The sequence below is a fragment of the Roseomonas gilardii genome (genome assembly GCF_001941945.1).
In the GTDB taxonomy this organism is placed as follows: domain Bacteria; phylum Pseudomonadota; class Alphaproteobacteria; order Acetobacterales; family Acetobacteraceae; genus Roseomonas.
In genome coordinates this window covers 4,161,328-4,174,083 of the sequence record NZ_CP015583.1, presented here as the reverse complement: position 1 = coordinate 4,174,083, position 12,756 = coordinate 4,161,328, and the positions used below count along the sequence as shown (strand labels likewise).

At 70.9% G+C, this 12,756-nt stretch carries 11 protein-coding genes; 4 read left to right on the top strand and 7 right to left on the bottom strand.

The genetic code is table 11. From position 1 onward, the window contains the following. The first annotated feature begins 4 nt into the window (after nt 1-4). The 3 genes from RGI145_RS18845 to fabI are packed head-to-tail and all read left to right on the top strand — an operon-like array spanning nt 5 to nt 3,383. Complete coding sequence (locus RGI145_RS18845; RefSeq protein ID WP_075799590.1) at nt 5-1,411, top strand: bifunctional enoyl-CoA hydratase/phosphate acetyltransferase; 1,407 nt, start codon at nt 5-7, stop codon at nt 1,409-1,411. Then, on the top strand, nt 1,408-2,607 hold the full coding sequence (locus RGI145_RS18840; RefSeq protein WP_075799589.1) for an acetate/propionate family kinase: 1,200 nt from the start codon (nt 1,408-1,410) through the stop codon (nt 2,605-2,607). Before RGI145_RS18845 ends, RGI145_RS18840 begins: the two co-directional genes overlap by 4 nt. After that, entirely contained in the window at nt 2,604-3,383 is a 780-nt protein-coding gene (fabI, locus tag RGI145_RS18835) for an enoyl-ACP reductase FabI (protein ID WP_075799588.1), read from the top strand. Before RGI145_RS18840 ends, fabI begins: the two co-directional genes overlap by 4 nt. 346 nt (nt 3,384-3,729) lie before the next feature. Here the strand turns inward: fabI and RGI145_RS18830 are convergent, their stop codons facing one another. From RGI145_RS18830 to RGI145_RS18800, 7 genes are all read right to left on the bottom strand, one after another. After that, entirely contained in the window at nt 3,730-4,482 is a 753-nt protein-coding gene (locus RGI145_RS18830; protein ID WP_075799587.1) for an ABC transporter ATP-binding protein, read from the bottom strand. After that, complete coding sequence (locus tag RGI145_RS18825) at nt 4,479-6,266, bottom strand: branched-chain amino acid ABC transporter ATP-binding protein/permease (RefSeq protein ID WP_075799586.1); 1,788 nt, start codon at nt 6,264-6,266, stop codon at nt 4,479-4,481. Before RGI145_RS18825 ends, RGI145_RS18830 begins: the two co-directional genes overlap by 4 nt. 2 nt (nt 6,267-6,268) lie before the next feature. Beyond that, on the bottom strand, nt 6,269-7,306 hold the full coding sequence (locus RGI145_RS18820) for a branched-chain amino acid ABC transporter permease (protein WP_075799585.1): 1,038 nt from the start codon (nt 7,304-7,306) through the stop codon (nt 6,269-6,271). Between the two features lie 62 nt (nt 7,307-7,368). Then, nucleotides 7,369-8,532 (bottom strand): ABC transporter substrate-binding protein, encoded by a 1,164-nt coding sequence (locus RGI145_RS18815; RefSeq protein ID WP_075799584.1) that lies wholly within the window; start codon nt 8,530-8,532, stop codon nt 7,369-7,371. A 175-nt stretch (nt 8,533-8,707) separates the two neighbouring features. Then, nucleotides 8,708-8,965: a hypothetical protein gene (locus RGI145_RS18810; protein WP_075799583.1), complete on the bottom strand. Its 258-nt coding sequence runs from the start codon at nt 8,963-8,965 to the stop codon at nt 8,708-8,710. Between the two features lie 63 nt (nt 8,966-9,028). Then, nucleotides 9,029-10,021: a DNA/RNA non-specific endonuclease gene (locus RGI145_RS18805; RefSeq protein WP_075799582.1), complete on the bottom strand. Its 993-nt coding sequence runs from the start codon at nt 10,019-10,021 to the stop codon at nt 9,029-9,031. Nucleotides 10,022-10,359: 338 nt separating this feature from the next. Further along, nucleotides 10,360-11,307 carry an MYG1 family protein gene (locus RGI145_RS18800; protein WP_075799581.1) on the bottom strand — a complete coding sequence of 316 codons (948 nt, stop codon included), beginning with the start codon at nt 11,305-11,307 and terminating at the stop codon, nt 10,360-10,362. Between the two features lie 305 nt (nt 11,308-11,612). On the opposite strand from RGI145_RS18800, the gene RGI145_RS18795 reads away from it, so the two are divergent. Further along, the gene (locus tag RGI145_RS18795) at nt 11,613-12,689 is read left to right on the top strand and encodes a phytanoyl-CoA dioxygenase family protein (RefSeq protein ID WP_156878602.1); all 1,077 of its coding nucleotides are present in this window, start codon (nt 11,613-11,615) and stop codon (nt 12,687-12,689) included. Nucleotides 12,690-12,756: the final 67 nt, after the last annotated feature.

Here is a 12,756-nt window from a genome sequence, read left to right as displayed (position 1 = left end):
GCCGGTGTCGGCGGAATCCGGGGCCGGGGGCGGTCCGATCCAGAACCGGCTCTTCGACGAGATCGCCGTCGGCGACAGCGCCAGCCTGACGCGCACGGTCTCGCCGGAGGTCGTGGCGCTCTACGCCGCGGCCTCCGGCGCGCCGAGGCAGGGGGGCAAGCCGGCGGCGCATGGCATGCTGGCGGGGGCGCTGATCGCCAACCTGCTGGGCAACGAGCTTCCCGGCGCGGGCACCGTCTATCTGGGCCAGGAGATGCGCTTCGGCGCGCCCATCCTGGCCGGCGACACGCTGGTGCTGCGGGTGACGGTGAAGGACAAGCAGCCCGCCCACCGGCTGGTGCTGCTCGATTGCGAATGCCGGCGCGGCGATGGGGAGGTGGTGCTGACCGGCACGGCCACCGTCTCCGCCCCCGCCGAGCGCGCCAGCAGCCCGGGCGTGAGCGAGGCGCCGGCGCTGATCCTGAAGCGCGCGCGGCACTACGAGGCGCTGATCCGCCGCACCGCGCATCACGACAAGCCGATCCCCTGCGCCGTGGCCCATCCCTGCGAGCGCACGGCGCTGGAGGGGCCGCTGGATGCGGGGCGGGAGGGCATCATCCGCCCGATCCTGGTCGGGCCGGTGGCGAAGATCCGCGCCGTGGCGGAGGAGGCGGGGCTCGACCTCGCTGGCGTGGAGATCCAGGACGCGCCGCACAGCCATGCCGCCGCCGCCCGGGCCGTGGCGCTGGTGCGCGGCGGCCAGGCCTCGCTGCTGATGAAGGGCAGCCTGCACACGGACGAGCTGCTGCACGCCGTGCTGGACAAGGAGGCCGGGCTGCGCACCGCGCGCCGGCTCAGCCATGTCTTCATCATGGACGTGCCGACCTATCCGGAGCCGCTCTTCATCACCGACGCCGCGATCAACATCGTGCCGGACCTGAAGACCAAGGCGGATATCGTGCAGAACGTGGCTGACCTGCATCGCGGCCTGGGCCTAGGCGCGCCGCGCGTGGCCATCCTCTCGGCGGTGGAGACGGTGAACCCGGCCATCCCCGGCACGCTGGATGCCGCGGCGCTGTGCAAGATGGCCGATCGCGGCCAGATCACCGGCGCGCTGCTGGACGGGCCGCTGGCCATGGACAACGCCATCAGCGTGGAGGCCGCGCGCATCAAGGGCATCCGCTCCGAGGTCGCGGGCCGGGCCCAGGTGCTGGTGGTGCCGGATTTGGAGGCGGGGAACATGCTGGCCAAGAACCTGACCTTCCTGGCCGGGGCGGAGGCCGCCGGGATCGTGCTGGGTGCCCGGGTGCCGGTCATCCTGACCAGCCGGGCCGACAGCGTGCGGGCGCGGCTGGCCTCCTGCGCCGTGGCGGCGCTCTATGCCCGGGCCCTGGCCGCGAAACCCGCCACGGCGGGAGGAGCCTCCGCATGAGCGAGACCATCCTCGTCCTGAACGCCGGCAGTTCCTCGATCAAGTTCCAGCTCTATGAGCTGGGCGAGGACGAGGGCCTGCACCGCCGCTTCAAGGGGCAGATGGGCGGCATCGGCAGCGCGGCGCCGCGCCTCCATGCCGTGGACGCGGAAGACCGCGTGCTGGTGGACGAGGTGCTGGAGGCCGAGGCCGCCGACACGATGGAGGAAGGCCAGGCCGTGCTGGGCGGCTGGCTGGTGGAGCATCTGGGCGGCCCGCCCATCGCCGTCGGCCACCGCGTCGTGCATGGCGGCCCGGATTTCGCCGCGCCCGTCCTGGTGGATGACGGCGTGCTGGAGGCGCTGGAGGCGCTGGTGCCGCTGGCACCGCTGCACCAGCCCTTCAACCTCGCGCCCATTCGCTCCATCCGCGCGCGCCGGCCCGACCTGCCGCAGGTGGCCTGTTTCGACACCGCCTTCCACCGGGGGCATCCGGAGGTGGCGGAACGCTTCGCCATTCCGGAAAGCCTCTACCGGCAGGGCGTGCGGCGCTACGGCTTCCACGGCCTGTCCTATGAGTTCATCGCCCGGCAGATCCCCGTGGTGGCGCCGGAGCTCGCGGGCGGGCGCGTCGTGGTGGCGCATCTGGGCAATGGCGCCTCCGCCTGTGCCATCCGGGACGGGCGCAGCCTGGACAGCACCATGGGCTTCACGGCGCTGGATGGGCTGCCCATGGGCACGCGGCCCGGCAGCCTGGATGCCGGGGTGGTCGTCCACCTCGCCGCGCAGGGCATGGATGCCGGGGCCTTGCAGGACTTCCTCTATCATGACTGCGGGCTGAAGGGGCTGTCCGGCCTTACCAGCGACATGCGGGAGCTGCTGGCGAGCGAGGTGCCCTCGGCCCGGCTGGCCATCGACTATTTCTGCTACCACGCCGCCAAGGCGATCGCCGCGCTGGCCACCGCCATGGGCGGGATCGACGGCATCGTCTTCACCGCCGGGGTGGGCGAGAACGCGGCCCCGGTGCGCGAGGCGATCCTGCGCCGCTGCGCCTGGATGGGGGTGGAGGCCGACCCCGCCCGCAACGCCGCGCACGGGCCGCTGATCTCCACGGAGGCCAGCCGGCTGCGCGCCTATGTCATCCCGACCAACGAGGAACGCATGATCGCCCGCCACACGCTGGACGTGCTGCGCGGCCGCGAAGGCGGCGCCACATGATCCCGCGCGAGCGCGTCACGCTGGAGGGCCGGCGCGGCCTCGTTACCGGCATCGCCAATGACAGCTCCATCGCCTGGGGCTGCGCCCGCGCCTTCCGCGGCCTGGGGGCGGAACTCGCCGTCACCTACCTGAACGACAAGGCGAGGCCGCATGTGGAGCCGCTGGCGCGGGAGTTGGAAGCGTCCATCCTCATGCCGCTGGACCTGGAGCGGCCGGGCCAGCTCGAAGCCGTCTTCGAGCGCATCGAACAGGACTGGGGGCAGCTCGACTTCCTGCTGCATTCCATCGCCTTCGCCCCGCGCAAGGACCTGCATGGGCGCGTGGTGGACTGTTCGCGCGACGGCTTCCTGCGCGCCATGGACATCTCCTGCTGGTCCTTCCTGCGCATGGCCAAGCTGGCGGAGCCGCTGATGACGCGCGGCGGGACGCTCTTCTGCATGAGCTACTACGGCTCGCAGCGGGTGGTGGAGCACTACAACATGATGGGGCCGGTGAAGGCCGCGCTGGAAAGCGCCACGCGCTACCTCGCCGCCGAACTCGGTCCCCAGGGCATCCGCGTCCACGCCGTCTCACCCGGCCCGCTCAAGACCCGCGCCGCCTCCGGCATCAACGAGTTCGACGAGATGCTGGAACGCGCCCAGAGCACCGCCCCCGCCCGCAGCCTCGTTTCCATCGAGGATGTCGGCCTCGCCACCGCCTATCTCGCCACCGATGCCGCGAAGCTCATCACCGGGCAGACGCTCTATATCGACGGCGGGTACAACATCATGGGCTGAGGGGCGTCGCTCTCCGTGGCCCGTGGGAAAGGCCCTGCCTTTCCCACGATACCCCCTATCCGCCAGGACGCTGCGCGCCCTGGACCCGGTGAGTTGGCGCTCGCTGTGGCCGGATCGCGCCGGAGAGCATGGCTCTCCGGCGACCATGGGCGCCACCCGCGCGGGCAGGGTGTTTTTCCTGTTCGGGAGCCCGCCGGTCCACCTGCCCTCCGGGATCGGGCCGCGGGCTGGCCTTGCCACACGGTGCCAGCGAAAGGCGGGGTCTCGGGGAGGCCCCTGCCTCCCTGAGCGGAGGGGGTCAGGGGGAGGCAGAGCCTCACCCTGGGTGCGCCGGTCGGGGTACGGATCAGGCCGCCGCGGCGGCGGAGGCCGAGCGGATGCCGAGATAGGCCTCGACGATGCGCCGGTCGGCCTGGAGCGCATCCGGGTCGCCTTCCAGCACGACGGAGCCGTTTTCCAGCACATAGCCGTAATCGGCGATGCGCAGCGCGGCGCGGGCGTTCTGCTCCACCAGCAGGATGGAGACGCCGTTGCCGCGCAGGTCGGCGACGCTCTGCAGGATCTCCCGCACCACCAGGGGGGCGAGGCCGAGGCTGGGCTCGTCGAGCATCAGCAGGCGCGGTTCGCCCATCAGGGCGCGGCCCATGGCCAGCATCTGGCGTTCGCCGCCCGACAGCGTGCCGGCCTCCTGCCGCCGCCGCTCCTTCAGGCGCGGGAAGAGGCGGAAGACCTCTTCCAGCATGGGCTCGGCGCTGCCGGAACGGCGCAGGCGGAAGCGGCCGAGGCGGAGGTTGTCCTCCACCGTCATGCTGGTGAAGAGCTCGCGCTTTTCCGGCACCAGGCTGATGCCGTCGCGCACGCGCTCCTCGATGCCCTGGCGGGCCAGGCTGCGCCCGGCGAAGGCGACGTCGCCGCGCGAGGCCAGCACGCCCATGATGGCGTTCAGAAGCGTGCTCTTGCCCGCGCCGTTGGGGCCCAGGATGGTGACGATGCTGGCGCGCGGCACGCGCAGCGACACGCCGGAGACTGCGGGCACGCCGTCATAGGCGACGTGCAGGTCCCGCACCGCAAGGATGGGCGTGGTCTCGGCGCCGCTCATGCCGCGCTGCCCAGATAGGCGTCGATCACCGCCGGGTTGTCCTGGATCTCCCGCGGGCGCCCCTGCGCCAGCTCGGCGCCGAAGCTCATCACCACCAGCCGGTCGGTGAGGTTCATCACGAAATCCATGTCGTGCTCCACCAGCAGGATGGTCATGCCCTCGTCGCGCAGCCCGTCCAGCAGTCGCGCCAGGGCGTCCTTCTCCATGTGGCGCAGCCCGGCGGCGGGCTCGTCGAGGAGGAGGACCACAGGGTCGAGGCAGAGGGCGCGGGCGATCTCCACCAGCCGCTGCTGGCCGAGGGAGAGCTCGTTCGCCACCAGATGCGCCACGGCGCCGAGGCCGACACGCTCGATCTGCCGGCGTGCCTCGGCGAAGATCCGCGCCTCCTCCGCCCCGTCCAGCGCCAGCGCGCCGCGCAGCGCCCCGGCGGAACCGCGCAGGTGGACGCCGAGCGCCACATTGTCCAGCACGGTCATGCCGTGCACCAGCTTCACGTGCTGGAAGGTGCGCGCGATGCCGAGCCGCGCGACGCCCCGCGCCGGCAGGCCGCCGATCTCGCGGCCCAGGAAGGCGACGCGCCCGCCCGTCGCGGCCAGCACGCCGGTCAGCAGGTTGAAGGTGGTGCTCTTGCCGGCGCCGTTCGGGCCGATCAGCCCGGTGATCTCCCCGGCGCGCAGGGCGAAGCCGACATCGTTCACCGCCACCAGCCCGCCGAAGACCTTGCGCAGCCCCTCGGCGCGCAGCACCTCCTCGCCCCGGCGCGGCTGCTGCCGCACGGGCAGGGGCCCGGCCTCCGTCGTGGCCAGTGTGGGAACGGGGGCGGGGGCCTTGCGCGGGGCGAGGCGGAAGAGGCGCGCGAAGCGGGGCCAGAGACCGTCCGGCGCGAATTGCAGCAGCAGGATCAGCAGCGCGCCGAAGACGATGGTCTCGAAGCTCCCCTGGGCGCCGATGAGGGCGGGCAGCAGCGTCTGGAGCTGGTCGCGCAGCAGGGTGACGATGGCGGCGCCCAGCACCGCGCCGCCGATATGCTGCACGCCGCCCGCCACGGCCATCAGCAGGTAGTCGATGCTGGTGTTCAGCCCGAAGGGGGAGGGGTTCACCGTGCGCTGGAAATGCGCGTAGAGCCAGCCCGCCAGCCCGGCCAGCAGCCCGGCATAGACGAAGGCCAGGATGCGGGCGTTCAGCGTGTTCACGCCGCAGGATTCCGCCGCCATGGCGCCGCCGCGCAGCGCCCGGATGGTGCGCCCGGCGCGCGAGCGCAGCAGGTTGCGGGTCAGCAGCATGGCCGCCGCCAGGAAGAGCAGCACCAGCAGCGCGAAGTGCCGCGCCTCGATCAGCGGAAAGCCGGGGAGCGGGACCGGCGGGATGCCGCTGATGCCGTCATAGCGGTGGAAGAGATCGAGATTGCCGATCAGGTAGAAGAAGGAGACGTTCCAGGCGATGGTCGCGACGGCGAGGTAGTGCCCGCGCAGCCGCAGCGTGATGGCCCCGACTCCCCAGGCCAGCAGCCCCGCCGCCAGCACCGAGAGCGGCAGGGTGAGCCAGGGCGAGACACCGTATTCCGTGGTCAGGATCGCGGTGGTGTAGGCACCGATGCCGACGAACATCGCCTGGCCGAAGGAGATCAGCCCGCCGATGCCGGACAGCACGACGAGGCCCAGCACGGTGAGCGAGGCGATGCCGATATAGCCTGCCAGCACCGCCCAGAAGCCGGGCAGCCCAGGCCAGAGCAACAGGGCGGCGGCGAGCGCCAGGGCGGCGAGGGGAAGGAGGCGGGCGGCCATGCTCAGTGCTCCTCGTCCAGGCTCTGCGGCATGCGCCAGGAGCGCCAGAGCAGCACGGGGATGATGATCATGAAGACCAGCACCTCCTTGAAGGCGCTGGCCTGGAAGCTGGCGAAGCTTTCCACCAGCCCGATCAGCAGTGCGCCGGCGGCGGCGAGGGGATAGCTGGCCAGCCCGCCCACGATGGCGGCGACGAAGCCCTTCAGCCCGATCAGGAAGCCGGTGTCGTAGTAGATCGTGGTCAGCGCCGAGACCAGGATGCCGCTCACCGTGCCGATCGCCGCGGCGAGGCCGAGGGCGGTGCGGCCGCAGAGGTCGGGGGAGATCGCCACCAGCCGGGCGCCGAGCGGGTTCACCGCCGTGGCGCGCAGCGCCTTGCCCAGCAGGCTCTGCTCGAAGAACAGGAACAGCGCCGCGATCAGCAGCAGCGTCATCAGCACCACGGCGATGGACTGGCCGGAGACCAGGAGCGGGCCGATCTCGATCATCGCGTCGGACAGCGCCTCGGTGCGGAAGCCCTCCGCGCCGAAGAAGACGAGGCCCAGCCCGGTCAGCGCCAGGTGCAGCGCGACGGAGACGATCAGCAGCACCAGCACGCTGGCCTGGATCATCGGGCGATAGACGATGTCATAGAGGAAGACGCCCATCGGTACGACGATCAGCAGCGTCAGCGCCACCATCGCCAGCGGCGGCGCGCCCAGCGCCAGCGCCAGCCGCGCGAGGCCCCAGGCGAGCAGGGGGAGCAGCACCGGCATGGCGAGGCGCCGCGCCTGCTGCGCCGGGGGCAGGTTCCGCCCGGTCCAGAGCCGCAGCAAGGCGGTGGCGAGGCCCAGGAGCATCAGCAGCCAGACCGTGCCCGGCATCTGCCCGGCCTCCAGCACCGCGAGCGTCAGCGCCCCGAAGCTCACGAATTCGCCGATCGGCACGAAGACGATGCGCGTCACGGTGAAGACGATCACCAGGGACAGGGCGAGCAGCGCGTAGATGGCGCCGCTTACGACCCCGTCCTGCACCAGCACCAGGAGGATGGAGAGATCCACGATCGTCTTCCGTCAGGAGGGGAGCGGCCCTTCCCCGGCGAGCGGGGAAGGGCGGCGTGCCGTTACTGCGGCAGGAGCTTCCAGGTGCCGTTCTGGATGGTGACCATCACGCGCGAGGGCTCGCCCTGTCCCACATGGTCGGTGGGCGACATGGTCGCGGTGCCGTTCACGTAGACGACGCCCTTCAGCCCCTCCAGCGCGTCGCGCAGCGCAGCGCGGAACTCGGGCGTGCCGGGCTTCGCCTTGTCGGCGGCGACGGGGATGGCGTGGCTCAGCAGGATGCCGGCATCATAGGCATGCGCGCCGAAGGTGGAGACGCTGCCCTTGCCGTTCTCCGCCTCGTAGGCGTCGCGATACTTGCGTGCCGTTTCGCGCGAGGGGTGGCTGTCGGGGAGCTGGTCCACCACCACCACCGGGCCGACGGGGAGGATCTCGCCCTCTACGTCCTTGCCGCCCACGCGCAGGAAGTCGGCATTGGCCACGCCATGCGTCTGGTACACCGCGCCGCGGAAGCCGCGCTCCTTGAGCCCGCGCGCCGGCAATGCGGCCGGCGTGCCCGCGGCGATGATGAAGACGGCGTCCGGCTTGGCGGAGACCACCTTCAGCACCTGTCCGGTGACGCTGGTGTCGGAGCGGGCATAGCGCTCGTCCGCCACGAGGCGGATCTTCCGTTCCTCCAGCAGCGGCTTCATCACGCCCATCCAGCCGTCGCCGTAGGAATCGCTGAAGGCGATCACGCCCAGCGTCTTCACGCCCGCCTTGGCCATGTGGTCGGCCACGGCCGTCGCCATCAGAGCGTCGTTCTGCGCGGTCTTGAAGACCCAGCGCCGCCGCTCATCCACCGGGGAGACGATGGCGGAGGAGCCGGCCAGCGAGATCATCGGCACCTTCTGTTCCGCCGCGACCTCCACCATGGCGATGGAGGCGGGGGTGACGCTGGAGCCCACCACCGCGTCCACCCGGTTCTCGGCGATCAGCTTGCGCATGTTGGCGACCGCGCGGGTGGTGTCGGAGCCGTCGTCGAGGATGATCCACTCGACCGGCTGGCCGCCGAACTCCTTGGGCAGCAGGCGCACCGACTTGCCCTCGGGGATGCCGAGCGAGGCGCCCGGCCCCGTTTCCGACAGGGTGACGCCGACCCGGACGGGATCGGCCGCCGAGGCGGGCGTGGCCGCCGGGAAGGAAGCTCCGAGCACCAGCGCGAGGCCGGCGGCATATTTCCACATCGTTTACGCTCCCTGTGGCCGGGATTCTCTGGTCCCGTGCCGCGTCATTCCCGATCCCTACGCCGGACCCGTCCTGGACGGAAGGCGGGCGTGGGGGACGGCGATTGCGGAAAGAATTGACCAACCAGCCGGTCAAATCAACCTTTTCCGTGGCCCCGCGTGGTGCGTCCGGCGATTAGGCGAAGGGGTTCTTCGTTTCGTCCACATTCTCGCCGGTGGTGACCTTGTCCGGGAGCTTCTCCGCCTCGCCTTCCAGCACCGCCAAGGCAGCGGAGAGCAGCGCGTGCAGCTCCTTCGCCAGGGCCAGGCCCTCCTTGTCCCGGGTCAGGTCCAGGCTGCCATAGAGGGCGATGCGGTCCTGGCCGTTCTCGATCTTCAGGCCGCCGATCTCGGTGGCGGCGGCGTCGTCGGCGAAGGGCTTGAGCTTCGTCATGCGGCAACTCCTCTCAACGACACGAGCGGGCGTTCCCCGGTGGCTTGCCGGTGCGACAGGCCATCAGCGGCGCCCCAGCACGCGGACCAGCAACAGGATAACCACCACGGCCACCACCGCCGCGATGATCAGCGTCAGGCGGCTGCCCATGATGCCCGGGCCGGCGGGGGTCGCCACGGGCGCGTCGCGACGGGCGACGCTGCGGTTGGAGGCCGTGCCGCTGTTTGCCACCTGTCCACCGGTCTGTCCCTCGCAACTGCCGCGGATGTTGTTCGGCTTCGGCTGCGGCAGGACCATGGCCCGGGCGCGGATCGCGGGGGCGAGGGAGGGGAAGACATCGATCCCGGCGATGTCGCGCAGCTCGTCGAGGGATACCGCACGCCAGGACAGGCCCGGCCCGTTCGGGGCCAGATAGGCCCCGGCCTCGCCACGGTCAGGAAGGTAGATGGCCTTGTAGAGCGAAGTCGGCACCAGCACGCGCCGGTTCAGGCGGCGCAGGTTCTCGCCCTCGAAGGCGGGGCCGGTCACCACCCAGACCTCGCCATCCCCGGTGGCCAGGTCGCGCACCGTGCTCTCGATCCCTTCCCAGAGGCAACGGTTCGATTCCGGCGCCTGTGGGACGATATTGGCGAGCGAGAAGCTCTCCTGCTGCGAGGTGGGCGTGGCCATGTCGCCAGAGGGCGCCATGTGCCCCCGGTCGAAGCCGGAGCGTGCGTAATCCGACAGGCGCGCCCGCTGGTCGGCCGGCAACTGGTCCTCCGCATGGAAGGCATCGTCGCGCGGGACCCGGCGGGCCTGTTGGATGCGGTCGCGGGTCAGGTGCTCGGACACCGCCAGCGGCGTGCGCGAGACGCCGCTGTAGAGGACGGCGAACCCTTCGAAGCAGAGGCGGCTGGTGTCACGCTCCAGCGCCGGACGTGTGATAGACGGCGCGACGCCATCCGGGTGATGCTGCGTGCAGTCCTCCGCGGCTCGGGCCGGCGGCGCGCAGAGCGGCAGCACCGGCAGGAGGAGCAGGACCAGGAGGCGCCAGCGGCGGATCACGGAGCGAGACATGGTGCATCCCCTTCCCACGTTCGCCACGCCCTGAACAGGCAGCACCCACTCCGTTTCCCGTGAAACCAGCCCACCTGTGCCGCACGCTGGGTCTGGGGTGATCGGGCCGAGGCCAGAGGGGCTCTGCCCCTCTGGACACCCCGCCCAGGGACGTTGGTCCCTGGGAACCCTATGAGCGCTCCGCGAGGAGGGGGCTTCGACCGCCGTTGCACCATTTGGCGACCGGTGTCCTGCTCCCCCTCCTCGCGGAGCGCTCATGGCGGGGTCTCGGGGGGATACCATCCCCCTGAGCAGAGGGTCCGGGAGGCAGCGCCTCCCGGTTCCCAGGCCAGATCCATTCAGACATCCGGCATCCCGAGGGTCACGGCGCGGCGGGCCATGGCGAGGGCGCCGGCGCGGGAGCGGGCGGCGCCGATGAAGCGGCGGAGGTGGACGAAGACGGCATCGGGCACGCCGGAGGCTTCGGCGAGATCCTTGTCCTGCAGCCCGGCCCAGGCTTCGGGGAGAGGTAGCCGCTGGGCGAAGGATTTCGGCTCCGGCGGCATGGTGTCCACCATCCAGTTGCCGTTGTTCACCGGATAGATGCCGTAGAGCACCGGCAGGTCGTGCTGGAAGACGGCACTCTTCCAGGGCATGCGGCGGTCGAGCTCCAGGATGCGCCGGTCGGCCGAGGCGGCGTGTGCCGCCACCACCTGCGCGTCGGCGGCGAGGCGGGCACGCTGGGCCTCCACCCGGCGGCGCAGCACCGCCTCGACCAGGGCGACGGCCTCCAGGAAGGCGGCGTCCTCAGCGCCCTGATCTTCCGCGCCCGGCGCGTCCCAGGCGGGGTTGCAGTCGCCCACCAGGCTGGCGAGGTCCATGCTGCCGCGCGAGGTGGCGACGCCATTGTCCACCTCGTCGATGAAGCGGACCATGGAGGCGTCGAGATCCGCCGCGATGGTGGGGGCGAAGCCCGAGTCCTCAGGCCGCAGCAGGGCGCGTACCGCCGCCTCGCCATGGGTTTGCCAGACGAGGCCGGCGGAGCTGAAGGGCGTGCCATCCGGCCGCATCGGAGCGCCGCGCTGGTGGTGGTCGAAGCGCTGCGTCGCCGTGTCGTAGAGGAGGCCCACATCCCAGACCACGTCGCCCTCGGCAATGCGGTTGGCGTCGCGGGTGCGCAGCAGGACATGGTCACGGCCCGGGGCATGCAGGCCCAGGGCGAGGCGCAGCGCGACATAGGCGAAGGCCTCGTCGCAATGGAAGCTGCCGTTATGGGTGACGAGGAGGGGGAGGCGGGGTTCGGACATGCCGGTTCTGTAGCCGCCATGGGCCGCGGGCGGCAGGGGCGATCCGTCTCTGCGGCCATGACGAAGGGACGCCTGTTCCCGCTGGTGCGGCAGGTCACGGCAGCCCCGGAATCCCATCTCACGGTACAATCGCGGGAAAGTGACACAGACGCCAAACGGCATGCGTGCCGTTTTTCGGCTGTTTCCCTGGATCCTTTCGCTTCTGCATGAAATTCGTTACTTAATATGGATATTGCTGTAAATTTTGGACGACTTATAGAGTTTGGCTTATTCCCGACCCAAAAATTCTACCAGGGGTTGCCATCATGGGTCTCGCCCGGAGCCCTAGCCACGCCTTCCCAAGCGCCGGGTTCAGCCCCGCTTCCGCCGCGGCCGGACAGGCCGGCCTTCTCCATCCCTGGGGCCGCGGCCGTCCGCGTCGCTGGCTGGACAAGGTCTGGCAACATGGCCTCAGCCTACCCTCCGAACTCGCCGCCCGCACGCTGCGCCTTCCCTGGCCCGATCGGCTCGTGGAGGATGCGCGGGCCGGGGCATGCGCCGCCCATCTCCCCCACCTTCCTGCCCTGTCCGCGCGGGATGCGGCCCTTCTCGGGAGCCTGTTGCGGGACGGCGTATGCGTCACCTCGCTGGAGGAGCTGGGGCTGCCGGGCACGGCGGCGATGCTGGCCAGTGCCACATCCCTGACCGAGCGGCTCGCGGCGCGGCGCCACCATCCGGACCACGCGCATCGCCACACCGTTACCGCCACGGCGCAGGACCTGCTGGATTTTCCGGCGATCCTGGAATGGGGGCTCGGCACGCGGCTGCTGGACCTGGTGGAGAACTACCTGGGCCTTCCGGTGGCCTATGACGGGCCGGACCACTTCTACAGCCCCGCCGATGGGCGCGAGGCGGGGCCGCGCATCTGGCACCGCGACCGCGAGGACCGGCGCATGCTGAAGATCGCCGTCTACATCACCGATGTAGGCCCCCAGGACGGCCCTTTCGAGATCGTCCACCCTGCTTTCCGTGAATCCCTGGGCGGGCCAGGGCGGGGCGCCATCCTGCCCCAGGCGGAGCTGGAGCGGCGGATCGGTCCGGGAAACATGGAGAAGGCCATCCGCACCTGCACCGGCCGCCGTGGCACGGTGGTGATCGCGGAAACGGCGGAGAACTACCATCGCGGCCGGCCCCCGGTGCGCAGCGACCGCTCGGCCCTCTATTACGGCTACTTCTCGCGATTCACGCCGACGCCCTTCTTCTGCGAGCGTTCGCCGCTCAGCCGCGCGCAGATCGCCCGGATCGCCACCGGCCTGCCGGAGCGCCAGCACGATGCTCTGCTCTGGCGCCGTTTCCTGCCCGCCTGGAAACGGATCGTCCCGACCAACCGCATCCGGGTGTGAAGACGGCATCTGCCGAGGAAGCCGAAATTAAAATCCATACATGATAATGAATTGCATTCTTATGATG